We start from the raw sequence: 25,158 nt of genomic DNA, 5'->3' as shown, positions 1-25,158 counted from the left end.
CCGTCATGTCGTGGTCAGTCCCGCGAGTGGGCGATCCTGGCGATTCCAGGCGGAGGTCGCCGCCAACTTCGCCCACTCGCGAGTATCTTCGGTCGGTCGGTCAGGCGCCCCAGCCCGCCTGCACGCCGCCGACGCGGTCGGCCGCGATGCGCTGCAGGTAGCCGGATGCCGCGAACGCCGCCATCGGGTCGGCGGGGAGGCCCCGCGACTCGCGCCACTCGGCGAGGGCGGGGCGCACGTCGGTGTAGAACGCGTCCATGAAGATGCGGTTCGCCTCGAGCACGTCGCCCGACACCTGGGCGGCACGCAGCGCGTCGGTGTCGACGAGCAGAGCCCGCGCCGTCATCTCCTGCACGTTGAGCACGGAGCGGATCTGGCCGGGGATCTTGTCCTCGACGTTGTGGCACTGGTCGAGCATGAACGCCACGTCGGGGTGGTTGAAGCCGCCGCCGCGGATGACCTCGAAGATGATGCGGAACAGCTGGAACGGGTCGGCGGCGCCCACGATGAGGTCGTCGTCGGCGTAGAACCGCGAGTTGAAGTCGAACGAGCCGAGCTTGCCGAGGCGCAGCAGCTGCATGACGATGAACTCGATGTTCGTACCGGGCGCGTGGTGGCCCGTGTCGAGGCACACCATGGCCTTGTCGCCGAGCGCCGCGACCTGGGCGTAGCTCGTGCCCCAGTCGGGAACGTCGGTGTGGTAGAACGCCGGCTCGAAGAACTTGTACTCGAGCACGAGGCGGTCCTCGTCGCCGAGCCGCGCGTAGATCGTGGCGAGCGACTCGTGCAGGCGGTCCTGGCGGCCGCGCAGGTCGGCCTGGCCGGGGTAGTTCGAACCCTCGGCGAGCCAGATCTTCAGGTCGCGGCTGCCCGTCTCGTGCATGATGTCGATGCACTCGAAGTGGTGGTCGATCGCCTTCTGCCGCACGGCCGCGTCCTCGTGGGTGAGGGCGCCGAACTTGTAGTCGTCGTCCTGGAAGGTGTTCGAGTTGATCGTGCCGAGCGCGACGCCGTGGTCTTCGGCGTGCTTGCGCAGGTCGTCGTAGGAGTCGACCTTGTCCCACGGGATGTGCAGTGCCACGGTGGGCGCGAGCGCCGTGTAGGCGTGCACCTGCGCGGCATCCGCGATCTTCTCGTAGGGGTCGCGGGGCGTGCCCGGCGTGGCGAACACCTTGAAGCGGGTGCCCGAGTTGCCGAACGCCCACGAGGGGAGCTCGATCGACTGCAGCTCGAGCTGGTCGAGGACGGTGCTGGGAATGTTGCTCACGAGTCGCTGCTTTCTGTGCGGAGGTCGTTCGTGGTCGGGGCGCCCGTGAGGGCCTGGTCGGATGCCGCGTGGCCGGCGTCGGCTGCGGCGGTGGTGGCTTCGGGGCCGGCGGATGCCGCGCCGTGGTCGAGCGCGGCGAGCTGGTCTTCGAGGTGGAACACCTCGGTGAGGCGCGGGGCGCCCTGGTCGGGACGCGCGCCGTCGAGGGCGACGAAGAACCCGGCCATCTCGGCCTCCCACGCGGCGGTGCGAGGGTCCTGCTCGAGCGCGGCCTGGGAGGCCGCGTCGTCGTCGGTCTCGTAGTAGCCGATCAGCAGGCCGTCGGCGCGCAGGAACAGCGAGTAGTTGCGGCGCCCGGATGCCTCGATGGCGCGGAGCATCTCGGGCCAGACGCCCCCGTGCCGTTCGGCGTACTCGTCGAGGCGTGCCGGGTCGACGTGCAGCTGGAAGCACACGCGCTCGATGCCGCGCGGCGTGCCGTGTGTGCTCACCATCGAGCTGCTCCGTCCTGTGATGAATCGTTTCAAAGCCTAAGGCAGGATCGCGGAGGCCGCAACCCGGAATACGCTTTCCTTCCCAGCGTAGGCAGAACGGCCTCGCTGCGGAAGACGTGAAAGGCCCGGCCGCGCGTGTGTGCGCCCGGCCGGGCCCGTCATCCGCGACTCCTAGAAGTCGAAGTCGCCGATGTTGTCGGCATCGAACACGAACGGGTCGCCGAGGAGCACGACGCCATCGGCGCCGACCTCGAAGTCGCCGAGCTTGCCGGCCTTGAACGAGTCGCCTTCCTCACCCGTGATGTCGCCCTCGATGAGCGCCTTCGCCGCGTACGCGGTGAGGTAGCCGAGGTCGGCCGGGTTCCACAGCGCGAACGAGGTGACGGTGCCGTCTTCGACGTACTCGCGCATCTGGTTCGGCGTGCCCAGCCCGGTGAGCGCGACCTTGCCCTTGTACTCCGAGGTGGACAGGTAGCGCGCGGCCGCCGCGATGCCGACCGTGGTGGGCGAGATGATGCCCTTCAGGTCGGGGTGCGTCTGCAGCAGCGCCGCGGTCTTGTCGAACGACGTCTGGTCGTCGTCGTCGCCGTAGACCGTGTCGACGAGCGTGATGTCGGGGTAGTCGCTCGCGAGGTACTCCTTCATGGTCTCGATCCACGCGTTCTGGTTCGTCGCGTTGGCGGATGCCGAGAGGATCGCGATCTCGCCGGAGCCGCCGATCTGGTCGGCGATGAGGTCGACCTCGACCTTGGCGATGCCGTCTGCGGTGGCCTGGTTGATGAACAGGTCGCGGCAGTCGGGGTTCGTGTCGGAGTCGAACGTGACCACCTTGACGCCCGCGTCGCGGGCCTCGTTCAGCGCGTCGCAGATCGCCTCGGGGTCGTTGGCCGACACGGCCATCGCGCCCACGCCCTGCTGGGTCAGCGTGTTGATGTAGCTGACCTGCGCGTCGGGCGTCGCCTCGGCGGGACCGACCTCGGCGAAGGTGCCGCTGAACTCGTCGATGGCCTCCTTCGCGCCGGCCGACGAGGTGTCGAAGTACGGGTTGCCGAGGTTCTTGGGCACGAAGGTGATGGAGAGGTCCCCGTCGCCCCCGCCACTGCCCTCGCTGCTGCCGGAGCCGGAGTCGACGGCGCAGCCGGTCGCGAGGAGCGCGACACTCACCGCCAGCGCCGTGAGTGCACCGGCGCGGTGCTTCTTCTGAAACATCGTTGTTCTTCCCTTCATCGGATGAGGTCGATGTGTGATCGCATCGACGGGTCGCGCGGCCCGGTCACCCTGCTGTGGAGGCCTCGACGCGCGGTGTTCCCCCTGGTGCCCTCCGGCGCTTGCGCAGCCAGGCCAGGAAGCTCGATGCCACCACCGAGAGCACGAGCAGCACTCCGGTGATGATGTTGATGACGTCGGACGTGACGTTCGCCAGCCGGAGCGCGCTCGCGAGCACGCCGATGAGCAGCACGCCGGCGATGACGCCGTGGATCGCGCCGCGGCCGCCGAAGATCGAGACGCCGCCGAGGAGCACCGCCGCGATGACCTGCAGCTCCAGGCCCGTGGCGTTGTCGCCGCGGGCGTTGCCGTAGCGGAGCGTGTAGTAGATGCCGGCGAGCGCCGACACGGTGCCCGAGAGCACGAAGAGGATGAGCTTCGTGCGCTCGACGCGCACGCCGGAGAACCGCGCCGCCTCGCTCGCAAGGCCGATCGCGTAGATGCCGCGGCCGAACGGCGTGAAGTGCAGCAGCACCGTGAACACGACGAGCAGCACGAGGAACAGGAACAGCACGACCGGGATGTTCGTGTTGCCGACGCGGGCCTGCGCGAGGTCGGTCCAGAACTCTGGGAAGTCCGTGACGGCCGTCGTGCCGAGGAGGCCGATCGCAAGACCGCGGTAGAGCGCGAGCGTGCCGATGGTCACCGCGAGCGACGGCAGGCCCACGACGGTCACGAGGAACCCGTTGAGCGCACCGCCGAGCGCGCCGACGACGATCGCGGCGATCGCCGCCATCTCGAAGGGCACGCCGGCCCGGGTGAGCACGCCGGTCAGCACGCTCGCGAGGCCCACGATGCTCGCCACCGACAGGTCGATCTCGCCCGTGATGATGATGAGGGTCATCGGCAGCGCGATGAGCAGGATCGGCATGACGTCGAGCAGCAGGTAGGTCAGCGTGATGGGCTGGCCGAACCCGCGCACGGCGACCGAGGCGACGACGGCCACGATGGCGAGCAGCGCGATGATCGCCATCTCGCGGGTGAGCAGCACGCGCTGCCACAGGGGCTTGTCGTAGTCGCGGTAGGTGCGCGTGGCCGTGGTGCCGGTGGCGGTCGCGGTCATGACTCGTCCTCCCTCGCCTCGAGGAGCTTGCGTTTCTGCCGGATCGCGAGCACGCGGTCGAGCACGATGGCGCCGATGATGAGCACGCCCACGACGGCCCGCTGCCAGAAGTCGGGGATGCCGAGGATCGGCAGCGCCCGGTTGATCGTGAGGAGCAGCACCGCGCCGAGGGCCGCGCCCCAGACCGTGCCGCTGCCGCCGAAGATCGCGACGCCGCCGATCACGGCCGCGCCGACCGCGTCGAGCTCCCAGCCCGAGCCGGCCTGCGAGCTGATCGTGCCGTAGCGCGCCGCGTAGAGCACGCCGCCGAGGCCCGCGAGCGCGCCCGAGAGCACGAATGCGGTCAGCAGCCGCCGGGTGACGCGCAGGCCGTAGAGCTCCGCGGCCGCCGGGTCGGATCCGATCGCGTAGAACTCGCGCCCGGCCCTGGTGTTCTTCATGACCCAGCCGGCGATCACGAGCACCACCAGGGCGATGATCGTCAGGATCGGGATGAACAGGATCTGCCCGGTGCCGAGGGCGAGGAAGTCCTTCGGCAGGTCGGAGGCGTTCACCCGGTCGCTGCCCGTCCACAGCACGTTGATGCCGCGGTAGGCGTAGAGCGTGCCCAGGGTGATGACGAGCGAGGGCACCTTCGCGAAGGCGACGAGCGCGCCGTTCACGAGCCCGAGCAGGCCGCCGAAGACGATCACGATGAGGAACACCGCGACGATCGGGATGCCCTGCAGGTCGATGAACAGCCGCCCGGTGAGGTAGGCCGAGAGGCCGAGCACCGAGCCGACCGAGAGGTCGACGTTGCGGGTGATGATGACGATCGCCTGGCCCACGGCCAGCAGCACGAGGATCGAGGGGGTGAGCAGCAGGTCGCGCCAGCCGTCGGAGCTGAACAGGAAGTTCGGGTTCGCGACGGTGGCGGCGAGGATGACGAGCAGCAGGGCGATGAGGATGCCGAACTCGCGCGCGGCTCCCACCGCCCGCAGTCGCTTGGTGACGTCGGACTTCTCGATGGTCGGGGCGGTCACGAGTGGGCTCCGGTCGCGTGGGTGGCGGCGAACATGACGTTCTCGGACGTGGCATCCGCTCGCTCGAGCTCTGCCGTGATGCGGCCCTCGCGCATGACCAGAACACGGTCGGCCATGCCGAGCACCTCGGGCAGCTCGGACGAGATCATGAGGATGCCGATGCCGCGCCCCGCGAGCTCGGAGAGCAGGCGGTGCACCTCCGCCTTGGTGCCCACGTCGATGCCGCGGGTGGGCTCGTCGATGATGAGCACCTGCGGCTCGGTGGCGAGCCACTTGCCGAGCACGACCTTCTGCTGGTTGCCGCCCGAGAGCGTCGCGGCGATGGTGCTCATGGCGGTGGTCTTCACCTCGAGCCGGCTCGCCCACACCTTCGCCGCGCGGTTCTCGACCCCCGACGTGATGAGGCCGGCCTTCGCGAGCTGGGTGCGGATGGCGAGCGTGAGGTTGCGGTCGACGGATGACTCGAGCACGAGTCCCTGCTTGCGCCGGTCTTCGGGCACCAGCGCGATGCCCCGACGCATGGCGCCCGCCGGGTCGCGCTTGGGCACGGATGCCCCGGCGAGCCGCACGGTGCCCGCGTCGTAGCCGTCGACGCCGAAGACCGCCCGCGCGACCTCGCTGCGGCCGGCGCCGACGAGGCCGGCGAGCCCCACGATCTCGCCAGAGCGCACGGTGAACGAGATGTCGTGGAAGACGCCGGCACTCGACAGGCCGTCGACCTCGAGCAGCGCGTCGCCGATGACCGTCTCCTGCTTGGGGAACAGCTCGGTGACGTCGCGGCCGACCATCTGGCGCACGAGCTCGTCGGGCGTGGTCTCGTCGATCGGCGTGGTGCTGATGTAGGCGCCGTCGCGCATGACGGTGACCGTGTCGCAGAGGTCGAACACCTCGTCGAAGCGGTGCGAGATGAACAGGAGCGCACGACCCTCGTCGCGGAGGCTCCGGGCGATGGCGAAGAGGCGGTCGACCTCGACGCCCGAGAGGGCGGCGGTCGGCTCGTCCATGATGAGCACGCGGGCGTCGAGCGAGACGGCCTTGGCGATCTCGATGACCTGCTGGTCGGCGATGGAGAGTCCCTCGGCCGGACGGTCGGGGTCGATCCGAACGGCGAGGCGCTGGAAGAGCGCCTCGACCTCGTGGCGCATCGCCTTGCGATCGATGCGTCCGAACCTGCCCACAGGCTGACGGCCCATGAACACGTTCTCGGTGACCGAGAGGTCGGGGAAGAGGGTGGGCTCCTGGTAGATCACGGCGATACCCGCGGCCTTCGACTGCGCGGTGGAGGTGAAGTCGACCTCCTCGCCGTTCAGGCGGAAGTCGCCGGCGTCGCGGCGGTAGAGCCCGGCGATGATCTTCACGAGCGTCGACTTGCCGGCGCCGTTCTCGCCGACGAGCGCGTGGATCGAGCCGGCCTCGAGGCGCAGGCTTCCCGAGCGCAGTGCGACGACCGCGCCGAACGACTTGACGACCCGTGACAGCTCGAGCATGGGCGGTGCGGCTGACGGCGGCGTGTCGGTCACGTGCGGTCCTCCTCGTTGAGGTGAATCTGATATGAATCGATTCAGGAGCGATTCAGGACTACTGTAGGGACGTCCCGGTGAACGGTCAAGCCCGGGACATCCTGACGCCGACCATCGATGACGAGGAGCGCGAATGCCAGCCGCGAGCATCCGTGATGTGGCGCAGCATGCCGGCGTCTCGGTCGGCACCGTCTCGAACGTGCTGAACCGCCCCGACGAGGTCTCGGCCGAGTCGATCGCCCGGGTGAGCCGCGCCATCGAGGAGCTCGGGTACGTGCGCAACGACGCCGCCCGCAAGCTCCGGGCCGGCGTGAGCACCACCGTGGGCTTCGTCGTGCTCAACGGCCAGAACCCGTTCTTCAACGACGTGGTGCGTGGCGCCGAGGACGAGGCATCCCGGCACAACATCGCCGTGCTCTACGGCAACACCGACGAGGATGTCGCGCGCGAGCGCCTCTACCTCGACCTCTTCGAGGAGCAGCAGGTGCGCGGCGTGCTCATCTCGCCGTACGGCGACATCCAGCCGCGGCTCGAGCGGCTGCGCGCCCGCGGCATCCCGGCCGTGCTCGTCGACCGGTTCGGCGGCAGCAGCCGGTTCAGCTCGGTGTCGGTCGACAGCGTCGCGGGCGGCCGCATGGCCGTCGAGCACCTCATCGACACCGGACGGCGCCGCATCGCGTTCGTCGGCGGCCCGTTCGACATCCGCCAGGTCAACGACCGCCTCGCCGGCGCGCGGGTCGCCGCCGAGAACGCCGCCGTGCCCGTCGAGGTCGAGGTCGTCGCGACCGGCGCCATGACGGTCGACGAGGGCGTCGCGGCCGGCGCCCGCATCGTGTCGCGACCGCGCGGCGAGTGGCCCGATGCGCTGTTCGCCGCGAACGACCTCATCGCGCTCGGCCTCCTGCAGTCCCTCGTCGTCGGCGGACGGATGCTCGTGCCCGACGAGATCGCGATCATCGGGTTCGACGACATCTCGTTCGCGTCCGCCGCGGCGGTGCCGCTCTCGTCGATGCGCCAGCCGAGCGGCATGATCGGCCGCACCGCACTGCGCATCCTGCTGGAGGAGACGGCCGACCGCGAGCTGATCCCGCGGCAGACGGTGTTCCTGCCCGAGCTCGTGGTGCGTCGCTCGACCGACCCGGTGGCGGAGCGGCGCCGGGCCTGAGCCGCGCCGATCCGAGCGGAGGCGGGCGCGGCCTGCACCGCATGAATCGATTCAGGGGAGAATGGATCCTGACGGCCGGTACGGTCTGCCATCATGTGGATGCCGCACGGGAGCGGGGCGGCTCGAAGGGGAGGTCAGCAGATGTCGGTGAGCGTGCGCGAGGTCGCGGCCGCGGCATCCGTGTCGGTGGGCACGGTGTCGAACGTGCTGAACCGGCCCGACAAGGTCGCGCCCGCCACGGTGGAGCGCGTCATGGCGGCGATCGCCGACCTCGGCTTCGTGCGCAACGACGCCGCCCGCCAGTTGCGCGCCGGCCGGAGCCGCTCGATCGGCCTCGTCGTGCTCGACGTGCGCAACCCCTTCTTCACGGATGTCGCCCGCGGCGCGGAGGATCGCGCGGCCGAGGACGGCATGACGATCCTGCTCGGCAACAGCGACGAGAACCGCGACCGCGAGGGCGCCTACCTCGACCTGTTCGAGGAGCAGCGGGTGCACGGGGTGCTCATCTCGCCGCTCAGCGACGACCTTCCGCGGCTCGCGCGGGTGCGCGAGCGCGGCACGCCCGTCGTGCTCGTCGACCGTGAGGCCGCCGACCGCAGCTTCTCGTCGGTCGCGGTCGACGACGTCGTGGGCGGCGAGCTCGCGGTGCGGCACCTCGCCGAGATCGGGCGTCGCCGGGTCGCCTTCGTCGGCGGGCCGCTCGGCATCCAGCAGGCCGCCGACCGGCTCGCGGGTGCGCGCCGCGCCGTCGAGGCCACCGAGGGCATGTCGCTCGAGGTCGTCGAGACCGACTCCCTCACGGTGCTGGCGGGCCGGGCCGCCGGCGAGGCGATCCGGGAACGACCGGCCGCCGACCGGCCCGACGCGATCTTCGCTGCGAACGACCTGCTCGCGATGGGCGTGCTCCAGGCGCTCATGATGCAGGGCAGCATCCGGGTGCCCGACGAGATCGCCCTCATCGGCTACGACGACATCGACTTCGCCTCCGCCGCCGTGGTGCCGCTCTCGTCCATCCGCCAGCCGGCGTCGCTCATCGGCTACACCGCGGTCGACCTGCTGCTCAAGGAGGCCGCCGTCGGGGCCGACGTCGAGCGCGAGCAGGTCGTGTTCCAGCCCGAGCTCGTGGTGCGCGCCTCGACGCGGGGCTGACGGGCTCGTTCGTCCGTGCGAGCACGCACGGCCGGGATTCAGGCGAACGGCCGCCGCTCAGGCTGGAATCGCCGAAAACGTCCTGAATGGCGTGCGTCTGCCGGAATCGCGGCCGACAGGTCGCGTTCGAGCCACCCGACCGGGTCGCTCAGTCGGTGGCCGGCGTGCCGCGCGCGCCCGACGGGCGACCCGAGGGCTGACGGACTGGCGCCCCGTCGCGGGCCGGATGTGGGTGCGGGTGCGGATGCCGCGGCAGCGGGATCGGCGACGTGAGGGCGACCTCCTCCGAGAAGTCCGCGGGCACGAGGCGGTCGTTCGACACGGGCGGCACGAGCCGGTCGTCGGGCACGACCGGGATCGCACGCGTGGGCACGACCGCGATCGCCGCCGTCGGGGCATCCGCGAATCGCAGGACGGGACGCCAGCGGGCGTGCGGATGCCGCGCCAGGTGCATGCCGCGGGCGAAGACGAGCCAGCCGACGCCGATGAGCGCGGCGACGCCCGCAGCCACTGCCGCGACGCCGAGCGCCCAGCGCGGGCCCCAGCCGTCGGCGACGGCGCCGACGATGGGAGCGCCGATCGGCGTGCCGCCGGCCAGGATCGCCATGTACAGCGCCATCACGCGGCCGCGCAGCTCGGGGGCGGTCGTCGTCTGCACGTAACCGTTGGCCGTGGTGAGCAGCGACACCGCGCCGAAGCCGATGAGGATCGTCGACGCGGCGAACATCCAGTACGTCGGCATGAACGCCGAGATCAGCACGGCCGCGCCGAAGAACGCGGCGGCGAGGATGATCACCCGCATGCGGGCGCGCTCGCGCCGGGCTGCGAGCAGGGCACCGGTCAGCGAGCCGATCGCGAGGATCGAGTTGAGCACGCCGTACTCGCCCGCGCCCCGGCCGTACTCGACGGCCATGGTCGACGAGAAGATCGGGAAGTTCATGCCGAATGCGCCGATGAGGAAGACGATCACGAACACGATGAGCAGGTCGGGCCGCTTCGCCACGTAGCGGAACCCGGCGACGAACTGGCCCGAGCGGCCGGCCCGCGGCATCCGCTTCACGACCATGTTGCGCAGCATCACGAGCGCGACGAGCACGGCCACGAACGTGATCGCGTTGATCACGAACACCCAGCCCGAGCCGACGAGCACGATGAGGAAGCCGGCGAGCGCCGGGCCGATCATGCGCGCCGCGTTGAACGACGCCGAGTTGAGCGCCACGGCGTTCGACATGTTCGAGCCCGAGACGAGGTCGGCGACGAAGGTCTGGCGCGCGGGCGTGTCGACGGCGTTCACGATGCCGAGCGCGAGGGCGAAGCCGTAGAGGTGCCAGAGCTGGGCGTGGCCGAGGATGAGCAGCAGCCCGAGCGCGAGGCCGAGCACCATGAGGCAGCTCTGGGTGACCATGAGGATCTTGCGGCGGTCGAACCGGTCGGCGATGAGTCCGGTGACGGGCACGAGGAGGAGCTGGGGCGCGAACTGCAGTGCCATGGTGATGCCCACGGCGAGGGCGTCGTTCGCGGTGAGTTCGGTGAGCACGACCCAGTTCTGGGCGGTGGCCTGCATCCACGCTCCGATGTTGGAGACGAGGGCGCCGATGAACCAGATGCGGTAGTCGCGCACGGCGAGGGAGCGGAACATGGCACTCACTGGGTGATGAATCCTCCCATCAGCTCGGCGGCGCGGGCCAGGACGGCGCGGTCCTCCTTGGAGAGCTCGCGCAGGCGGGTGGTGAGCCAGGCGTCGCGCTTCGACGTGGTCGCCTTCACGACCTCGCGCCCCGATTCGGTGAGGGCGATGTTGACCTTGCGCCGGTCGACGTCGTCGGCCACGCGCGTGAGGTAGCCGCTCTCCTCGAGGCAGTTCACCGTGCGGTTCATGGAGGGCGCCGACACGCGCTCCTGCTCGGCGAGCTCGGTCAGCGTGCTCGGGCCGTGCCGGAAGAGCAGGCCGAGCACCGCGAACTGGGCGTCGGACATGGCCTGGTCGGCCTTGTGCGCACGGAGCCTGCGGGCGAGACGGAAGGTCGCCATGCGCAGCTCGGTGCTCTGCTCCGCGATCGATGCCATGGCTATTTAGTTTAGCTCATTAGTCTTGCTAAGTAAAATGGATGGCCGGCCGATAGGGCTCCGGATGCCGCGGGCCCGACGCACGGCGGAAACACCCCGGTAACCGTCTGCTGGCACCCTTCGGTGATGGGAACGCTCTTCGACGGGTACACGACGACGCGGTCGGATGTCGCGGCGCGCCGCGCCGGTCGGCCGTGGGACGAGATGTTCCCCGCCGACGCCGGCTCCGCCGTGCGTGAGCCCTACCGCGAGCTCTACCCGGCCCTCGCCCGCATGTCGCAGGACGAGCTGCGCGGTCGCACCGACGCGCTCGCCAGCTCCTACCTCGCGCAGGGCGTCACCTTCGACTTCGCGGGGGAGGAGCGGCCGTTCCCGCTCGATGCGGTGCCCCGCGTCATCGCGGCCTCCGACTGGAGCCTCGTCGAGGCGGGTGTCGCGCAGCGCGTGCGAGCGCTCGAGCGGTTCCTCGCCGACGTCTACGGACCGCAGCACGGCGTGCGCGACGGCGTCATCCCCGCCGCGCTCGTCACCTCCTCCACCCACTACCACCGGCAGGCCGCCGGCATCGTGAGCGCGAACGGGGTGCGCATCCAGGTGGCCGGCATCGACGTGATCCGCGACGAGCAGGGCGCCTGGCGGGTGCTCGAGGACAACGTGCGCGTGCCGAGCGGGGTGAGCTACGTCATCTCGAACCGGCGGGTCATGGCACAGACCCTGCCCGAGCTCTTCACCTCGATGCGCGTGCGCCCGGTCGGCGACTACCCGAACAAGCTGCTGCAGGCGCTGCGGGCGAGCGCACCCGAGGGCGTCGACGACCCGACCGTCGTGGTGCTCACCCCCGGCGTCTACAACTCCGCGTACTACGAGCACACGCTGCTCGCGCGGCTCATGGGCGTGGAGCTCGTCGAGGGCCGCGACCTGTTCTGCTCGGGCGGCCGGGTGTGGATGCGCACGACCGCCGGCCCGACGCGCGTCGACGTGATCTATCGCCGCGTCGACGACGAGTTCCTCGACCCGCAGCAGTTCCGGCCCGACTCGGTGCTGGGAGCCCCCGGGCTCATGCTCGCCGCCCGGCTCGGGCACGTCACCATCGCGAACGCGGTCGGCAACGGCGTCGCCGACGACAAGCTCGTTTACACCTATGTGCCCGAGCTCATCCGTTACTTTCTCGGCGAGGAGCCCATCCTGCCGAACGTCGACACGTGGCGGCTCGAGGAGCCCGAGGCGCTCGCCGAGGTGCTCGACCGCCTCGATGAGCTCGTCGTGAAGCCCGTCGACGGGTCGGGCGGCAAGGGCCTCGTCGTCGGCCCGGATGCCTCGCGCGACGAACTCGCCCAGCTGCGCTCCCGGCTCGTGGCCGACCCCCGCGGCTGGATCGCGCAGCCCGTCGTGCAGCTGTCGACCATCCCCACCCTCGTCGAGGACGGCATGCGTCCGCGCCACGCCGACCTCCGCCCCTTCGCGGTGAACGACGGGAACGACGTGTGGGTGCTCCCCGGCGGGCTCACCCGCGTCGCCCTGCCCGAGGGCCAGCTCGTCGTGAACTCGAGCCAGGGCGGCGGCTCCAAGGACACGTGGGTGCTCGGCGGCGGCCTGCCCACCGGTCCCATCGCCGCGCCCATAGCGGCGCGAGCGGATGCGCGGGTCGGCACGCTCGTCGCCGACCAGGCCGCGCCCGCGGCAGCGGCGGCCGCGGGATCGGCCGGATCCACCGGGTCCACCGGGTCCGCCGGGAGCGAGCCCACGCGGCATCCGCCCACCGCGTCACCGCAGGACGAGGACGCCCCGATCCGCCAGCAGCAACAACAACAGCAGCAGGCGAGACGGATGCCGCGGCATCCGCTGCCCGATGGAGGAGGCCGGTCATGCCCATGCTGAGCCGCATCGCCGAGTCGCTGTTCTGGATCGGCCGCTACATCGAGCGGAGCGACGGCACCGCGCGCATCCTCGACGTGCACCTGCAACTGCTGCTCGAGGACCCGTGGATCGACGAGGACACGGCGTGCCGTTCGCTGCTGTCGGTCATGGGCAGCGAGGCCGACCCCGACGTGGCGCTCGGGCGCGACGATGTCATCATGCTGCTCGCGGTCGACCGCACGCACCCCGCCTCGATCGCGCACTCGATCGCCTCGGCCCGCGAGAATGCGCGGCGGGCCCGCGAGATCGTCTCGACCGAGCTGTGGGAGGCGCTGAACCAGACCAACGCACGGATGCCGCGGCGCGTCGCCTCGGACAAGACGCACGAGTTCTTCCGCTGGGTGCGCGACCGCTCGGCGCTCGCCATCGGCGTCGTGGACTCCGCGACCAGCCGCGACGAGGCGTGGCACTTCTTCTCGCTCGGCCGGGCGATCGAACGCGCCGACATGACCGCGCGGCTGCTCGCGACCCGATCGCTCACCGAGGCGAGCGGGCCGAGCTGGACCACGATCCTGCGCAGCTGCGGCGGCTACGAGGCCTACCTGCGCAGCTACCGCGGCGTGCCGTCGAGCCAGTCGGCGGCCGAGTTCCTGCTGCTCGACCGGCTGTTCCCGAGGTCGATCATCTCGAGCGTGATCCGCGCCGAGGAGTCGCTGCGCGAGATCGACCCGCGGGCGGGACGAGTCGGCGTCACCGATCCGTCGCGGCGCCTGCTCGGGCAGATCCGCTCGGAGCTCGAGTACCGCCCGATCGCCGACCTCCTCACCGACCTCTCGGGGCACATGGAGCACGTGCAGGCCGTCACCTCGTCGGCGAGCGAGGCGATCCGCCAGCGCTACTTTCCGGCGAGCGTCGCGCCGGTCTGGATCGGGGAGGTCTCGTGAGCCGCATCCGCATCGTGCACCGCACGGGCTTCTCCTACGAGGAGCCCGCCACGGCGTCGTACAACGAGGCGCGCATGCTGCCCCACTCGGGCGGCGAGCAGTTCGTGCTCCAGGCCGGGCTCGACATCCGTCCGGGCGCGACGCAGCACTCCTACCTCGACTACTGGGGCACGCGCGTGTCGACGTTCGAGGTGCTCACGCCGCACCGCGAGCTCTCGGTGACGGCGACGAGCCTTGTCGAGGTACGCCCGTCACCCGTGCCGGGCAGCGAGCTCGAGTGGGACGAGCTGCGCGCGGCGTCCACGTCGACGGTCGGCCTCGTCGAGGCGTCCACGACGTCGGCGTCCACCGTGCCGCCCGACGAGGTCGCCGCGCTCGCCGCCGAGATCGCCGCCGAGGGGGCGCCCGTCGGCGAGACGGCCCTGGAGATCTGCCGGGCCGTCGGCTCCTCGATGGAGTACATGCGCGGCGTCACCGGTGTGCACTCGACCGCGGCCGAGGCGTGGGGCGAGCGCAAGGGCGTCTGCCAGGACATCGCGCACGTCGCGCTCGGCGCGCTTCGGTCGGTCGGCATCCCCGCGCGGTACGTCTCGGGCTACCTGCACCCCGATGCGGGCGCCGCCGTCGGCGAGACCGTGATCGGCGAGTCGCACGCCTGGGTCGAGTGGTTCGCGGGGGAGTGGCGCGGGTACGACCCCACGAACCTGGCCGAAGTGGGCGAGCTGCACGTGCTCGTCGGCCGCGGCCGCGACTACAGCGACGTGCCGCCGCTCCGCGGCGTGTACGCCGGGCCTGGTGCCTCGGAGCTGTTCGTCAGCGTCGAGGTGACGCGGGTCGCATGAGCGCCGAGGAACGACGCCGGGCCACGGCCGAGGGCCCGCCCCGCCGGATGGCGGAACGGGCCCTCGGGTCGCGCGATGCGGCATCCGCTCAGTCGCAGCTGAACCTCGCGTCGCCCCACACGCCGTGGGCGCCGTTGATGCTGCCGGGCGCCTCGACGATGAGGTCGACGTACTGCACGCCGGTCAGGTCGACGTTCACCGACTCCGGCGCGAATCCGGGCGTGAACGTGCGCGACTGGTAGCGGTTGGCGCCGTCGGCGTCGACCTTGAAGATCACGTTGCCGCCGAACCCGGCCTCGAGGCCGACCTGCGCCGTGAACGCCGAGCACTCGCCACCCACGTAATACGTGATCTTCGACTGCGCGTGGACGCCCAGGCCCTTGGCATACACCGGCGACTGCCCGGTGGCGGGGTCGGTGTAGTTGATCTTCAGCGGCAGGTCGGGCGAGTTCGCGGCGTCCTTGTTCGCCACGTCCTTGCCGATGACCCCCCAGCCGTTGGTCGAGCTGAGCCAGTTCAGCTCCGACGCCCACCCCGACGCGGTGGGTGCCGGCGGCAGCGGCTGGTCGACGACCTGCCAGTCGAAGATCTTCAGCCGGCTCTCGTTCGGGAGCACGATCGACGCGAGCTCCTTCGACGGGTTCAGGCGCACGAGGTTCGAGTACACCTGGTAGCCGTACGTCGGGTACTCGTAGACGTTCGGGTTCGTCGAGCTGTTGCGCCCGAGCGACTTCACCGCGACCGTCGCCCCGCCGAGCCCGGATGCCTGGGGCAGCCAGTTCGGGAAGAACACGTTCTGCTTCGAGACCGTGCCGTCGGTGTAGGTCAGCGTCAGCTCGGGGTTCACTCCGCCGCCGGATGCCGCGGACGCGAGGATCGCGAGGTGCGTGCCCTGCCCGCCCACCGCGATGGTCTGGCCCGCGGGCGCCACCGAGTTCGGCGTGCCGACCGGCTCGGGCCACGTGTACGCGATCGTCGCGTCGCCCGTGCCCACCGTGACCGTGCCGCCGGGCGTCGCGCCGGCCGCCGCCAGCGCCGCCGCCGAGAAGGAGGCGCCACCGCCGTCGAAGTTGCCGGCCTTCGCGGTGGTGAGGTCGGTGATCGACACGGCGTTGAACGCGCCCGCGAGTGATCCGTACGCGACGTAGAGCTGGTTCGCCCCCGACACCGTGCGCGGTTGCCGCTGCGACGTGTACGCCGCCGTGACGGTGACGGTCTGCAGGTCGGCGGCCGCGGCATCCGTCACCTCGAAGGTGAACTCGGCCGTGGCCTCGCCGCCCTTCTTCACGGTGCCCACCTGGTCGCCCGTCGCCGAGACGAGCGTCCAGCCCTCGGGGGCCGTCGGCGTGAGCACCACGTCGTCCTTCGCCTTGGTGCCGGTGTTGCGGAAGGTCGCCGTCACGGTGGTCTGCTCCCCCTGGAACACCCGATCGGCGAGTTCGACGGCGACGGATGCCGCGGCGGCATCCGCTTCCTGACCGCCCACGCCGCTCGTGGCGGTGAGGGTGAGGCGAGCGGATGCGTCGGACGCGATCGCCCCCGTCGAGATGAGCACCACGCCGCCGGCCCGGTCGGCCTCGTACGTCCAGCCGGGGCCGTCGTCGAGGGCGGCCGCGTCGTCGACGCGGGGGAGGGTGGTGCTGCCGAGCTTGACGACCTTGGGCTCGGAGCCGGTGTGGGCCTCGACCCGGTAGGGCCGCGCGTCGGCCTTGCCGTCGTAGTCGCCGTCGCGCTTCCCGAGCTCGATCTTCACGGTGCCGGTCTTGCCCGCCTTCGGCGCGTCGACCGCGAACCGCTGCCTGCTCGACTCGCCGTCGGCGTAGGCGCGGGTCACCTCGTCGTCCTCGTAGAGCGAGAACTCCGACTCGCCCTGCGGGTAGGTCACGAGCGTGATGGGCGCGTCCTCGGGCACGAGCGACGCGTTGCGTTCGACCACGCCCTGCGGGATCACCGCACCGGCGCGCACGAAGATGGGCAACCGGTCGAGCGGCGCCGGGTGCCCGTTGAGCACCGTGCCTCCCTCGTGGAGCGCTCCCGTCCAGTAGTCGACCCACTGGTCGCCCGCGGGCAGGTAGATGCCGTTGCGCACGTCGGTGTCGGAGGAGACGGGCGCGACGAGGTAGTCGTCGCCGAGCAGGAACTCGTTGTTCGCCTCCACGCTGTAGGCGCCGGGGTCGCTCGGGTACTCGAGCGCGACCGACCGCATCATGGGCACGCCCGTGCGGTGGGACTCCTCGGCGAGCGAGTAGATGTAGGGCATCAGCCCCTGTCGGAGCTGGAGGTACTCGCGGTTGATCGCGGTCGCCTCGTCGCCGTACATCCACGGACGCTTGTCGGTCTGGGCCCAGCCGCTCATCGAGTAGAGCGCGGGCGCGAACGCCTTCCACTGCAGGTCGCGCACGTAGCTCTCGGCCGAGCCGCCGAAGATGCCGTCGACGTCACCGGTCGTGAAGGCCAGACCCGAGTTGCCGGCGCCGGTGAGCGCCGAGACCTGCCAGCGCACCGCGTCGAGGTTGCCGCTGTGGTCGCCCGTCCACTGCATGCCGCAGCGCTGGGCGCCGGCCCAGCCCTCGACCATGAGGGCGGTGCCGCGCGCGTCGGAGTACTGCTCGATGCCGTCATGGGCGGCCTCGCAACCGGTCAGCGCCTGGCGGTAGCCCGAGCCGACCCAGGCGACGTCGAGCTTGCGCAGGCGGACGCCGGCTTCGCCGACCTCGAACTCCTGGTTGGTGAGCGAGCGCTGGGTCCAGAGGCCGACCTTGAGATCGGCCTGGTCCTCGATCGAGTCGACCGTCTCGGGCAGCTGCTGGTACTCGCATCCGTAGCCGTCGTTCACGAGCATCCAGCCCGCCGGCATGTCCTGCTCGACGAACTGCTTCGCGATGTTCAGGGCCTGCGGGGTGCGCTGCTTCGTGTTCTGCGGATCACCGTAGCCCGACGAGCTGTAGCCGGGGTTCGAGCGGTTGTAGCAGTCGGCGTCGCCGTACTCGAGGGCGTACACCGGCGGCAGCAGGGGGCGGCCGGTGAGCTGCGTGTACGACTCGAGCGACGCCTTGTAGTCGCCCACGAAGTAATACGCGTCGAAGCGGCGCTCCTCGTGCGTCGTGGTGTGCGCCGCGAAGTCGTACGTGCCGCGCGCGAAGGTGTTGCGGAGCACGCCGTAGCCGTTGGACGACATGTAGTACGGCACCGCGTTCGGGTAGCCGTCGTCGTCCCAGTCGAAGTTGCGCGCGATGTTGATCATTGCGCCCGTGTGGACCGACCGGCCGTTCTGCATGCCGCCGCCGATGAACTGCTCGCCGTCGACCGTCGCCAGGTGCTGCGTCGCCGACGCGGCGCCGAAGGTGATCGGCGCGGACTCCGACCAGATGACCGTGCCGTCGGCGCGGGCTGCCGAGGACTGCCCCGTGGTCCGGTCGATCGAGACCGTGACGTCCGCAGTGGCGATGGTGATCGGCCCGCCGTCGGTCTCGGATCCGGTGACCGTCACGTCGGCGCCGTCGAAGCTGCCGTCGCCGACGACGATGTCGGCGGTGCGGGCCGGGTCGCCCTGCGGGGTGTTCGCCGGGTCGGTGAAGCTGCCGCTCGGGTCCGCCTCGAGGCGGAACGTGCGGTCGTCGAGGAACGTGATGCGCATCGCGCCGTGCTCGGCCGTGAGGGTGACGCTCGCGCCGTCCTGCTCGACCGCCGACACGGCGCCGAGGGGCGTGCCCGCGGGGTCCACCGGCACCTCGGGGGTGACGGCCTTGGGCACGATCGGTGTCGTGGCCGGCGCCGTCGCCGCGGCTGAGGCGGTTCCGGATGCCGCGGCGGCGGCGCTGCCCGTGGCGTTGGCGCTCGTCGCGGCATCCGTCGCCATCTGCGTCGCAGCGAGGGCCGAGGAGACGCCGGCCGTCGCGAGGAGGCCGGCCCCGACGAGGGCGCAGACACCGGCGAGCGCCGTTCTGCGGCGCCCTCCGGGAGGTGGTGTTCGGTGGAGGATCATCGTTGCTCGCTTTCACCAGAATGATTGATAGTGATTTGTATGGCGCAGGAACGCTCATATAAGATCAGTTCTGTTTCACCCCGGTCAAGGGATTCAGCGGATTTCGATGACGTTTTCGCGTGGGGTCGGCGTGTCGTCCGTCGGGCGCCCCCACGCCGTCCGTCGTGCCGTCGCGTCGCCGGCGCGGGAGATGTCACCGGTGAGGGCGGTCGGCGACTGCGCGACTGCCACAATGGCCGCATGCCCACGTTCACCGACGCGCACGGGATCCGCATCCACTACGAGAACTGGCGGGTGCCCGAGCCGACGGCGGTGGTGCAGCTCGCGCACGGAATCGGCGAGCACATCGGCCGCTACCGCGAGCTCATCGAAGCCCTGAACGCCGCCGGCTACTCCGTGTGGGCCGACGACCATCGCGGACACGGGCGCACCGGCGTCGACCAGCACGGCGGCGACCTCGCCAGGCTCGGCCGGCCCGGACCGGGCGGCATGCGCGCGGCGATCGCCGGCGTCGAGCGCTTCGGCGAGGTCATCCGCGAAGCCGAGGGACCCGACCTTCCGCTGGTCATCCTCGGGCACTCCTGGGGCTCGTTCATGACGCAGCACGTCGTCAACCGGAATCCCGACCGCTATGACGCAGTGGTCCTCACCGGTACGGCGTGGCTGCAGCTCGGCTACACGAACATCGGGAACCTCAACAAGCGCTTCGCGCGCCCCGGCGGCACCAACGTCGAGTGGCTCAGCCGCGACCCGGCCGTAGCCGAGGCGTGGGTGGCGGATCCGCACACCACGGATCGGACCCTCCAGCAGCTGTTCGGCTGGCCGCAGTCGTTCTCGCTCATCACCCGGCCGTCGAAGCGCATCCCGCCCGAGTTGCCGTTGCTCATCCTCATCGGGTCGGACGACCCGGTGGCGGGGGAACGGAGCGCGCGGGCCCTGTTGAAGGACTACCTCCGACGCGCGCATCTCGTCGACGCGACGCTCATCGTGTACGAGGGCGCCCGGCACGAGGTCTTCAACGAGACGAACCGCGAGGAGGTTCGCGCCGACCTCATCCGCTGGCTCGACGAGCGGTTCGCCGTCGACTGAGGGCGCGCACGCGGCATCCGCTCGCTTCGGTTGGGCGCGAGCCGGGCGACCCCTTGACACCGGCGGCGCGGAGGACGAGTCTGGTACTCGGGTCGCTCGTGAGAGCGCTCTCACCCTCGACACCGCCGTCGACCACGGTCGACGCCGACCACCGGAGGAACCGATGCAGCTTCCATCCCTCGCGAGACGAACGGCGCTCGGCGCCGCCGCCGCCCTCACCCTGGCCCTGCTGGCCGCGACACCCGCGCAGGCCGCGAACGACGTGCTCTCGCCCGACGCCGAGCTCTGGACCAACCCGTCGAGCACCACGCTCGAGGCCGCCGCCTCGCTCAGCGGCGACGCCCGCGCCGACGCGCTCCTGCTCGGCTCGTTCCCGAGCGCCACCTGGATCAACGGCGGCACCCCCAACGAGGCCAAGCGCGACGTGAAGCGCGTCGTCGCCGCAGCCCATGCCGCCAAGCAGGTGCCCGTGCTCGTCGCCTACAACCTGCCGTTCCGCGACTGCGCCCAGTACTCGGCGGGCGGCGCCACCTCGGCGGCCGAGTACACCGCGTGGATCGACGGCTTCGCCAAGGGCATCGGCAACAAGGACGCCGTGGTCATCCTCGAGCCCGACGGCCTCGGCATCATCCCCTGGTACACGACGGTCAACGGCCAGCAGGAGTGGTGCCAGCCTCCCGAGGCCGACGCGGCCACCGCGGCATCCGACCGCTTCGCGATGCTGAACCACGCCGTCGACGCCTTCGCCGCGCTGCCGAACACCGCCGTCTACCTCGACGGCACGCACTCCGCGTGGCTCGGGGTCGGCGACATCAGCGACCGGCTCATCAAGGCCGGCGTCGAGCGCGCCGACGGGTTCTTCCTCAACGTCTCGAACTACGAGACGACCGAACGGCAGCAGAAGTTCGGCACGTGGATCTCGGACTGCATCAACCTCTCGGTGAACTCGTGGTGGCAGCCCGAGTGGTGCGCCAGCCAGTACTACCCGGCGAATCCGGCCGACTTCTCGACCTGGGGCCTGACGGATGCCGCCTACGACCAGGCCTACGCGGACACGGGCGTCGTCCGGGACCCCGCGAACCAGGCGCACTTCGTCGTCGACACGAGCCGCAACGGCGTCGGACCGTGGACGCCCACGGCCGTCTACCCCGACCCGCAGGTGTGGTGCAACCCGCCCGACCGCGGGCTCGGCCTGCGCCCCACCACCGACACGGGCGACGAGCTCATCGACGCCTACCTGTGGGTGAAGGTGCCCGGCGAGTCCGACGGGCAGTGCCTCCGCGGCACTCCCGGTCCCGAGGATCCCGAGCGCGGCATGCTCGACCCGGCTGCCGGGCAGTGGTTCCCCGAGATGGCCGACGAGCTGATCGCCAACGCGGTGCCGGCGGTCACGCCCTAGCGGGAGTCAGATCGCCCGCCACGGCGGCACGTCGAACCCGAGCAGGCGGATGCGCGGGTGATGCATCGCGCGCGACTCGGTCGCCCACGGGTACTCGATCGTCGTCAGGTGGCAGTTGCCGAGCACGGGGAGCAGGTCGCGATATCCGTCGGGGTCCATGCCCGCCAGCTCGGAGAACAGTAGGCGGATCAGCGTCGCGTGACCGACGATGAGCACCCGCCCGTCGGGGAACTCCGCCACCAGGTCGTCGAGCACGGGGAGGGCCCGCGCGATGCCGTCACGACCACGTTCGCCGTCGGGCAGCGGGTTGCTCGCCGGCGCCTCCATGAAGGCCTTCCACTCGTCGGGGAACCGCTCGGCGATCTCGTCGGGAGTGAGCCCTTCGGCCGCCCCGAAGTCGATCTCGACGAGGCGCTCGTCGATGCGGAGCTGGAGGCCGGTCGTCTCCACCGCGGGCGCGGCCGACCGACGGGCACGGTCGAGCGGCGAGGCCACGATCGCGTCGAGCTGCGCCTCGGCGGCCCAGGCGCCGAGTGCGGCGGCCTGTCCGAGACCGCGTTGCGTGAGCCCGACGTTCGAATTGCCGGCGTACCGATGCTCCGCGTGCCAGACCGTCTCGCCATGCCGCGCGAGGAAGAACGTCGTCATCCGAGCACCCCCGATTCCCTGTTCCGATCGTAGGCGGTGGCGCCCGACCCTAGGCTGGAGCCCATGCACGGTGAGTACAAGGTTCCCGGTGGCAAGCTCGTGGTCGTCGACTTCGACGTGGTCGACGGCGTCATCCGCAGCCCGCGGGTCGCGGGCGACTTCTTCCTCGAGCCCGACGAGGCGCTGGCCGACATCGACGCGGCGCTCGACGGCCTGCCCGCGGCATCCGACGCCAAGCAGATCGCCGCGGCCGTCACGGGCGGCCTTCGCGACGGCGCGGTCATGCTCGGGTTCTCGGCCGAGGCGGTCGCCGTCGCGGTGCGACGGGCGCTGACGGATGCCACGACCTGGTCGAACTACGAGTGGGAGATCGTGCACGACGAGGCCGTGCCGCCGCGCCTGCACCTCGCCCTCGACGAGGTGCTCGCCACCCGGGTCGGCGAGGGGCGGCGCAAGCCCACGCTGCGGTTCTGGGAGTGGGACGAGTCGGCCGTGGTGATCGGCAGCTTCCAATCGGTGAAGAACGAGGTCGATCCCGAGGGCGCCGAGAGGTACGGCTTCGACATCGTGCGACGCATCTCGGGCGGCGGCGCGATGATGATGGAGCGGGGCAACGTCGTCACGTACTCGCTCTACGTGCCGTCGGAGCTCGTGCAGGGCATGAGCTTCGCCGACTCCTACGCCTACCTCGACGACTGGGTGCTGCAGGGCCTGCGCGCCATCGGCATCGAGGCGACGTACCAGCCGCTCAACGACATCGCGAGCCCGCTCGGCAAGATCGGCGGCGCCGCGCAGAAGCGCCTCGGCTCGGGCGGCGTGCTGCACCACGTGACCATGTCGTACGACCTCGACAACGCCAAGATGCTCGAGGTGCTGCGCATCGGCCGCGAGAAGATCAGCGACAAGGGCATCGCCTCGGCCGCCAAGCGCGTCGACCCGCTGCGGTCGCAGACCGGGCTCAGCCGCGCCGCGATCATCGAGAGCCTGAAGCAGACCTTCGCCGGCCTGTACGGCGCGACGCCCGGCACGGTATCGGCCGACGAGCTCGCCGAGGCCGAGGCGCTCGTCGAGTCGAAGTTCGCGACCCGCGAGTGGCTCTACCGCGTGCCCTGAGCGAGCGGATGCCGCACAGCGCCCTCCGTTGAGCTGCCGAACTGTCTCGATCGGCGGATATACGATCGGGCGCGCCGGCCTGCAGGCGAGAACCGCGGCGTGGCGGATCGTATATCCGCAGAGTGTGACGGATGCCGCGGGCGCGGGCTGTGGGCGGGCGCGAGGAAGGCTCATCGTCGCCGGGTAGACTCGCCGGGTGGATTGGTGGATCTGGCTCGGCATCGCCGTGCTCGTCGTGGGCTTCGTGTGGCTCGCGGTGCGGCGCGGCTGGATCGACCTGTCCGACAAGACCCGTCGCGGCGGTGGCGGTGGCGGCGTCATGATGATCGGCGACGAGGTCTTCGCCCCGCGCAAGCACGAGGCCCAGGTCGAGCTCGACCGCCAGAGCCGCCTGCCCGCGCCGGCCCCGGTGCCCGGCGACGGCGACCAGGGCATTGCGTTCGCGGCGGCGGATGCCGACGACGACGACCCCGACCGGTTCCGGGGCCGCATCCGGCTCGACGTCGACCGCGGCTGACCGCCTGTCGGGCTGACCTGCTGAGCTCGGGCGGCTCAGCGCCCCGCGAGCGCCCGCGACGCCACCACGGCGACGATGGCGAGGGCGCCGAGCCCCGCTGCGGCGAACGCCGCGAGCACGAGGTTCGACCCGTCGTCGAAGAGGCCGCCGAGCGTCGCGCCGAGGGCGATGCCGCCGTTGAAGAAGACGACCATGAGCGCGCTCGCCGTGCCGCGCAACGCGGGTGAGGCCACGCCGAGCAGGCGCGACTGCAGCATGGCGGGCAGTCCACCGATCGCGAGGCCCCAGACGAGGAGTCCGGCGATGACGGCCGGGGTGCTCTGCGGCGCGAGGCCGAGGACGGCCAGGGCGACCGCGAACAGCACGGTCATCGTGGCGAGGGAGGCGACGGGCCAGCGGTCGGCCGTGAGCGCGGCGGCGACGAGCCCGCCGATCCCGGCCACGCCGAACCCGAGCAGCAGCGGCCCGACCCAGGCTGCGGGAAGGCCGGCGACCTCCGTGAGGTAGGGCGAGATGTAGGTGAAGAGCGTGAAGCTCGCCGCCGCCGTGAGCGTGCAGGCGACGGCCGCTGCCAGCACCGGCCGGATCGAGTGGTCGACCCGACGACCGCGGACCGCAGCAGCTCCGCCAGCGGCATCCGCTGGGCTCGGCGACGCCCCCGGCGAGGACGGCAGCCGGAGCCGGATGACCACCGCGATCAGCGCGAGCGCCAGCGCGAGTGCGCCGAACACGAGCCGCCAGTCGGCCACCTGTCCCACGACCGTTCCCAGGGGGATGCCCGCGACGGTGGCACCCGAGGCGCCGGCGCTCACGATCGCGACGGTGCGCCCTGCTGCGCTCGCCGGCACGAGCGACGTGGCGTAGACCATGACGACCGACCAGAACGCACCGTGCGCCATCGCCGCGATGATTCGCGACGCGAGCGCGAATTCGTACCCGGGTGCGATGGCGGTGAGCGTGTTGGCGACGGCCATCACCGCGAGCGCGCCGACGATGAGGGTGCGGCGGTCGACGCGGGCGGTGAGCCGCACGATCGGCAGGCTCGCCACGATGATCGTGACCGCCCAGAGCGACACGAGCAGGCCGATCGACGACGGCGAGACGCCGAAGTCGGCGCTCATCGCCGGCAGCAGCCCGGCGGGAACCATCTCGACGGTGACGGTCGCGAACACGGCGAACGCGAGGGTGAGGAGCGCGAACCACGGCGTGCGCTGCCCCGACGCGACAGCCGGCTGGAGGGTGGTGGTTTCCGTCATACCGCGAGGCTAGACTTTGACATCTATGTGAAGGTCAAGCGGTCTGGAGCATCCCATGAGAATCGGCGAACTGTCGCAGCGCACGCAGGTGCCGACCCGCATGCTGCGGTACTACGAGGAGCAGGACCTGCTCCGATCCGACCGGCAGGCCAACGGGTATCGCGACTACCCCGAGTCGGCCGTCGCGCAGGTCGAGCTGGTGCGCGGGCTCATCTCGTCCGGCCTGCCCACTCGGCTGATCAAGACGATGCTCCACATGGAGGGCGTGCAGGGCGAGGAGCTCGCGCGCACCTGCACCCGCAACCTCGCCGAGGATCTCGCGCAGGAGCTCGAGACGCTCGAGTCGAAGATCGCGTGCCTCACGCGCAGCCGCGACACCGTTCGCAGCTTCCTCGCCCGCACGCGTCACGCCGAGGTGCTCGGCGACGCCAGGGCCGTGCTTGGCACCGTCGCCTGAAGCGCGCCGCTCGGCCCGCGCGGCCTGGCCGGGAACGC

The 25,158-nt window shown here is 71.1% G+C and carries 21 protein-coding genes; 10 read left to right on the top strand and 11 right to left on the bottom strand.

Annotated features, from left to right (window positions below; translation table 11 throughout):
- Positions 1–100: 100 nt before the first annotated feature.
- The 6 genes from rhaI to AC1DZA_RS11535 form a co-directional block, all read right to left on the bottom strand.
- On the bottom strand, positions 101–1,258 hold the full coding sequence (rhaI, locus tag AC1DZA_RS11560; RefSeq protein WP_476772870.1) for an L-rhamnose isomerase: 1,158 nt from the start codon (positions 1,256–1,258) through the stop codon (positions 101–103).
- A 5-nt stretch (positions 1,259–1,263) separates the two neighbouring features.
- Positions 1,264–1,761 (bottom strand): L-rhamnose mutarotase, encoded by a 498-nt coding sequence (locus tag AC1DZA_RS11555; protein ID WP_476772852.1) that lies wholly within the window; start codon positions 1,759–1,761, stop codon positions 1,264–1,266.
- A gap of 171 nt (positions 1,762–1,932) precedes the next feature.
- Positions 1,933–2,970 (bottom strand): rhamnose ABC transporter substrate-binding protein, encoded by a 1,038-nt coding sequence (rhaS, locus tag AC1DZA_RS11550; RefSeq protein WP_476761757.1) that lies wholly within the window; start codon positions 2,968–2,970, stop codon positions 1,933–1,935.
- A gap of 64 nt (positions 2,971–3,034) precedes the next feature.
- Positions 3,035–4,090, bottom strand: coding sequence for an ABC transporter permease (locus AC1DZA_RS11545; RefSeq protein ID WP_476761758.1), 1,056 nt, complete (start codon positions 4,088–4,090; stop codon positions 3,035–3,037).
- Entirely contained in the window at positions 4,087–5,112 is a 1,026-nt protein-coding gene (locus AC1DZA_RS11540) for an ABC transporter permease (protein WP_476772851.1), read from the bottom strand. The genes AC1DZA_RS11545 and AC1DZA_RS11540 overlap by 4 nt, the downstream gene beginning before the upstream one ends.
- Positions 5,109–6,599 carry a sugar ABC transporter ATP-binding protein gene (locus AC1DZA_RS11535; RefSeq protein WP_476772869.1) on the bottom strand — a complete coding sequence of 497 codons (1,491 nt, stop codon included), beginning with the start codon at positions 6,597–6,599 and terminating at the stop codon, positions 5,109–5,111. Before AC1DZA_RS11535 ends, AC1DZA_RS11540 begins: the two co-directional genes overlap by 4 nt.
- 166 nt (positions 6,600–6,765) lie before the next feature.
- On the opposite strand from AC1DZA_RS11535, the gene AC1DZA_RS11530 reads away from it, so the two are divergent.
- Both AC1DZA_RS11530 and AC1DZA_RS11525 read left to right on the top strand, forming a co-directional pair.
- Positions 6,766–7,797: a LacI family DNA-binding transcriptional regulator gene (locus AC1DZA_RS11530; RefSeq protein ID WP_476772850.1), complete on the top strand. Its 1,032-nt coding sequence runs from the start codon at positions 6,766–6,768 to the stop codon at positions 7,795–7,797.
- Positions 7,798–7,938: 141 nt separating this feature from the next.
- On the top strand, positions 7,939–8,946 hold the full coding sequence (locus tag AC1DZA_RS11525) for a LacI family DNA-binding transcriptional regulator (RefSeq protein WP_476772849.1): 1,008 nt from the start codon (positions 7,939–7,941) through the stop codon (positions 8,944–8,946).
- Positions 8,947–9,094: 148 nt separating this feature from the next.
- Here the strand turns inward: AC1DZA_RS11525 and AC1DZA_RS11520 are convergent, their stop codons facing one another.
- Positions 9,095–10,585, bottom strand: a complete 1,491-nt coding sequence (locus tag AC1DZA_RS11520; protein WP_476772868.1) for an MFS transporter — start codon at positions 10,583–10,585, stop codon at positions 9,095–9,097.
- Positions 10,586–10,590: 5 nt separating this feature from the next.
- A complete protein-coding gene (locus tag AC1DZA_RS11515) occupies positions 10,591–11,013 on the bottom strand; it encodes a MarR family winged helix-turn-helix transcriptional regulator (protein ID WP_476772848.1) in 423 nt (140 codons plus the stop codon).
- Between the two features lie 126 nt (positions 11,014–11,139).
- On the opposite strand from AC1DZA_RS11515, the gene AC1DZA_RS11510 reads away from it, so the two are divergent.
- The 3 genes from AC1DZA_RS11510 to AC1DZA_RS11500 are packed head-to-tail and all read left to right on the top strand — an operon-like array spanning position 11,140 to position 14,656.
- Positions 11,140–12,891 carry a circularly permuted type 2 ATP-grasp protein gene (locus AC1DZA_RS11510; protein ID WP_476772847.1) on the top strand — a complete coding sequence of 584 codons (1,752 nt, stop codon included), beginning with the start codon at positions 11,140–11,142 and terminating at the stop codon, positions 12,889–12,891.
- Positions 12,885–13,814 (top strand): alpha-E domain-containing protein, encoded by a 930-nt coding sequence (locus AC1DZA_RS11505; RefSeq protein ID WP_309977823.1) that lies wholly within the window; start codon positions 12,885–12,887, stop codon positions 13,812–13,814. The genes AC1DZA_RS11510 and AC1DZA_RS11505 overlap by 7 nt, the downstream gene beginning before the upstream one ends.
- Positions 13,811–14,656, top strand: a complete 846-nt coding sequence (locus tag AC1DZA_RS11500; RefSeq protein ID WP_476772846.1) for a transglutaminase family protein — start codon at positions 13,811–13,813, stop codon at positions 14,654–14,656. Before AC1DZA_RS11505 ends, AC1DZA_RS11500 begins: the two co-directional genes overlap by 4 nt.
- An 88-nt stretch (positions 14,657–14,744) precedes the next feature.
- Here AC1DZA_RS11500 and AC1DZA_RS11495 read toward each other — a convergent pair whose 3' ends face one another.
- Positions 14,745–18,641 carry an NPCBM/NEW2 domain-containing protein gene (locus AC1DZA_RS11495; protein ID WP_476772845.1) on the bottom strand — a complete coding sequence of 1,299 codons (3,897 nt, stop codon included), beginning with the start codon at positions 18,639–18,641 and terminating at the stop codon, positions 14,745–14,747.
- A gap of 240 nt (positions 18,642–18,881) precedes the next feature.
- On the opposite strand from AC1DZA_RS11495, the gene AC1DZA_RS11490 reads away from it, so the two are divergent.
- The gene (locus AC1DZA_RS11490) at positions 18,882–19,730 is read left to right on the top strand and encodes an alpha/beta fold hydrolase (RefSeq protein WP_476762608.1); all 849 of its coding nucleotides are present in this window, start codon (positions 18,882–18,884) and stop codon (positions 19,728–19,730) included.
- A 163-nt stretch (positions 19,731–19,893) separates the two neighbouring features.
- Positions 19,894–21,129, top strand: a complete 1,236-nt coding sequence (locus AC1DZA_RS11485; RefSeq protein ID WP_476772844.1) for a glycoside hydrolase family 6 protein — start codon at positions 19,894–19,896, stop codon at positions 21,127–21,129.
- Positions 21,130–21,135: 6 nt separating this feature from the next.
- Here AC1DZA_RS11485 and AC1DZA_RS11480 read toward each other — a convergent pair whose 3' ends face one another.
- On the bottom strand, positions 21,136–21,777 hold the full coding sequence (locus AC1DZA_RS11480) for a histidine phosphatase family protein (protein ID WP_476772843.1): 642 nt from the start codon (positions 21,775–21,777) through the stop codon (positions 21,136–21,138).
- Positions 21,778–21,840: 63 nt separating this feature from the next.
- Here AC1DZA_RS11480 and AC1DZA_RS11475 point away from each other — a divergent pair, with 63 nt between their 5' ends.
- Both AC1DZA_RS11475 and AC1DZA_RS11470 read left to right on the top strand, forming a co-directional pair.
- Positions 21,841–22,890 carry a lipoate--protein ligase family protein gene (locus AC1DZA_RS11475; protein ID WP_476772842.1) on the top strand — a complete coding sequence of 350 codons (1,050 nt, stop codon included), beginning with the start codon at positions 21,841–21,843 and terminating at the stop codon, positions 22,888–22,890.
- A 196-nt stretch (positions 22,891–23,086) separates the two neighbouring features.
- On the top strand, positions 23,087–23,407 hold the full coding sequence (locus AC1DZA_RS11470) for a hypothetical protein (protein ID WP_476763628.1): 321 nt from the start codon (positions 23,087–23,089) through the stop codon (positions 23,405–23,407).
- 35 nt (positions 23,408–23,442) lie between these two features.
- Here the strand turns inward: AC1DZA_RS11470 and AC1DZA_RS11465 are convergent, their stop codons facing one another.
- Positions 23,443–24,663, bottom strand: coding sequence for an MFS transporter (locus tag AC1DZA_RS11465; protein WP_476772841.1), 1,221 nt, complete (start codon positions 24,661–24,663; stop codon positions 23,443–23,445).
- Positions 24,664–24,718: 55 nt separating this feature from the next.
- Here AC1DZA_RS11465 and AC1DZA_RS11460 point away from each other — a divergent pair, with 55 nt between their 5' ends.
- Positions 24,719–25,120, top strand: coding sequence for a MerR family transcriptional regulator (locus tag AC1DZA_RS11460; RefSeq protein ID WP_476763630.1), 402 nt, complete (start codon positions 24,719–24,721; stop codon positions 25,118–25,120).
- Positions 25,121–25,158 lie beyond the last annotated feature (38 nt).

This window comes from Agromyces sp. P2_B3 (assembly GCF_056404815.1).
This window is presented reverse-complemented; position numbering and strand designations above follow the sequence as displayed.

Bases quoted from the DNA above. Each gene is read 5' to 3' on its own strand.
- AC1DZA_RS11555 (WP_476772852.1), bottom strand. From the start codon at position 1,761: ATGGTGAGCACACACGGCACGCCGCGCGGCATCGAGCGCGTGTGCTTC.
- rhaS (WP_476761757.1), bottom strand. From the start codon at position 2,970: ATGTTTCAGAAGAAGCACCGCGCCGGTGCACTCACGGCGCTGGCGGTG.
- AC1DZA_RS11545 (WP_476761758.1), bottom strand. From the start codon at position 4,090: ATGACCGCGACCGCCACCGGCACCACGGCCACGCGCACCTACCGCGAC.
- AC1DZA_RS11535 (WP_476772869.1), bottom strand. From the start codon at position 6,599: ATGCTCGAGCTGTCACGGGTCGTCAAGTCGTTCGGCGCGGTCGTCGCA.
- AC1DZA_RS11530 (WP_476772850.1), top strand. From the start codon at position 6,766: ATGCCAGCCGCGAGCATCCGTGATGTGGCGCAGCATGCCGGCGTCTCG.
- AC1DZA_RS11525 (WP_476772849.1), top strand. From the start codon at position 7,939: ATGTCGGTGAGCGTGCGCGAGGTCGCGGCCGCGGCATCCGTGTCGGTG.
- AC1DZA_RS11520 (WP_476772868.1), bottom strand. From the start codon at position 10,585: ATGTTCCGCTCCCTCGCCGTGCGCGACTACCGCATCTGGTTCATCGGC.
- AC1DZA_RS11515 (WP_476772848.1), bottom strand. From the start codon at position 11,013: ATGGCATCGATCGCGGAGCAGAGCACCGAGCTGCGCATGGCGACCTTC.
- AC1DZA_RS11510 (WP_476772847.1), top strand. From the start codon at position 11,140: ATGGGAACGCTCTTCGACGGGTACACGACGACGCGGTCGGATGTCGCG.
- AC1DZA_RS11505 (WP_309977823.1), top strand. From the start codon at position 12,885: ATGCTGAGCCGCATCGCCGAGTCGCTGTTCTGGATCGGCCGCTACATC.
- AC1DZA_RS11495 (WP_476772845.1), bottom strand. From the start codon at position 18,641: ATGATCCTCCACCGAACACCACCTCCCGGAGGGCGCCGCAGAACGGCG.
- AC1DZA_RS11490 (WP_476762608.1), top strand. From the start codon at position 18,882: ATGCCCACGTTCACCGACGCGCACGGGATCCGCATCCACTACGAGAAC.
- AC1DZA_RS11485 (WP_476772844.1), top strand. From the start codon at position 19,894: ATGCAGCTTCCATCCCTCGCGAGACGAACGGCGCTCGGCGCCGCCGCC.
- AC1DZA_RS11480 (WP_476772843.1), bottom strand. From the start codon at position 21,777: ATGACGACGTTCTTCCTCGCGCGGCATGGCGAGACGGTCTGGCACGCG.
- AC1DZA_RS11475 (WP_476772842.1), top strand. From the start codon at position 21,841: ATGCACGGTGAGTACAAGGTTCCCGGTGGCAAGCTCGTGGTCGTCGAC.
- AC1DZA_RS11465 (WP_476772841.1), bottom strand. From the start codon at position 24,663: ATGACGGAAACCACCACCCTCCAGCCGGCTGTCGCGTCGGGGCAGCGC.
- AC1DZA_RS11460 (WP_476763630.1), top strand. From the start codon at position 24,719: ATGAGAATCGGCGAACTGTCGCAGCGCACGCAGGTGCCGACCCGCATG.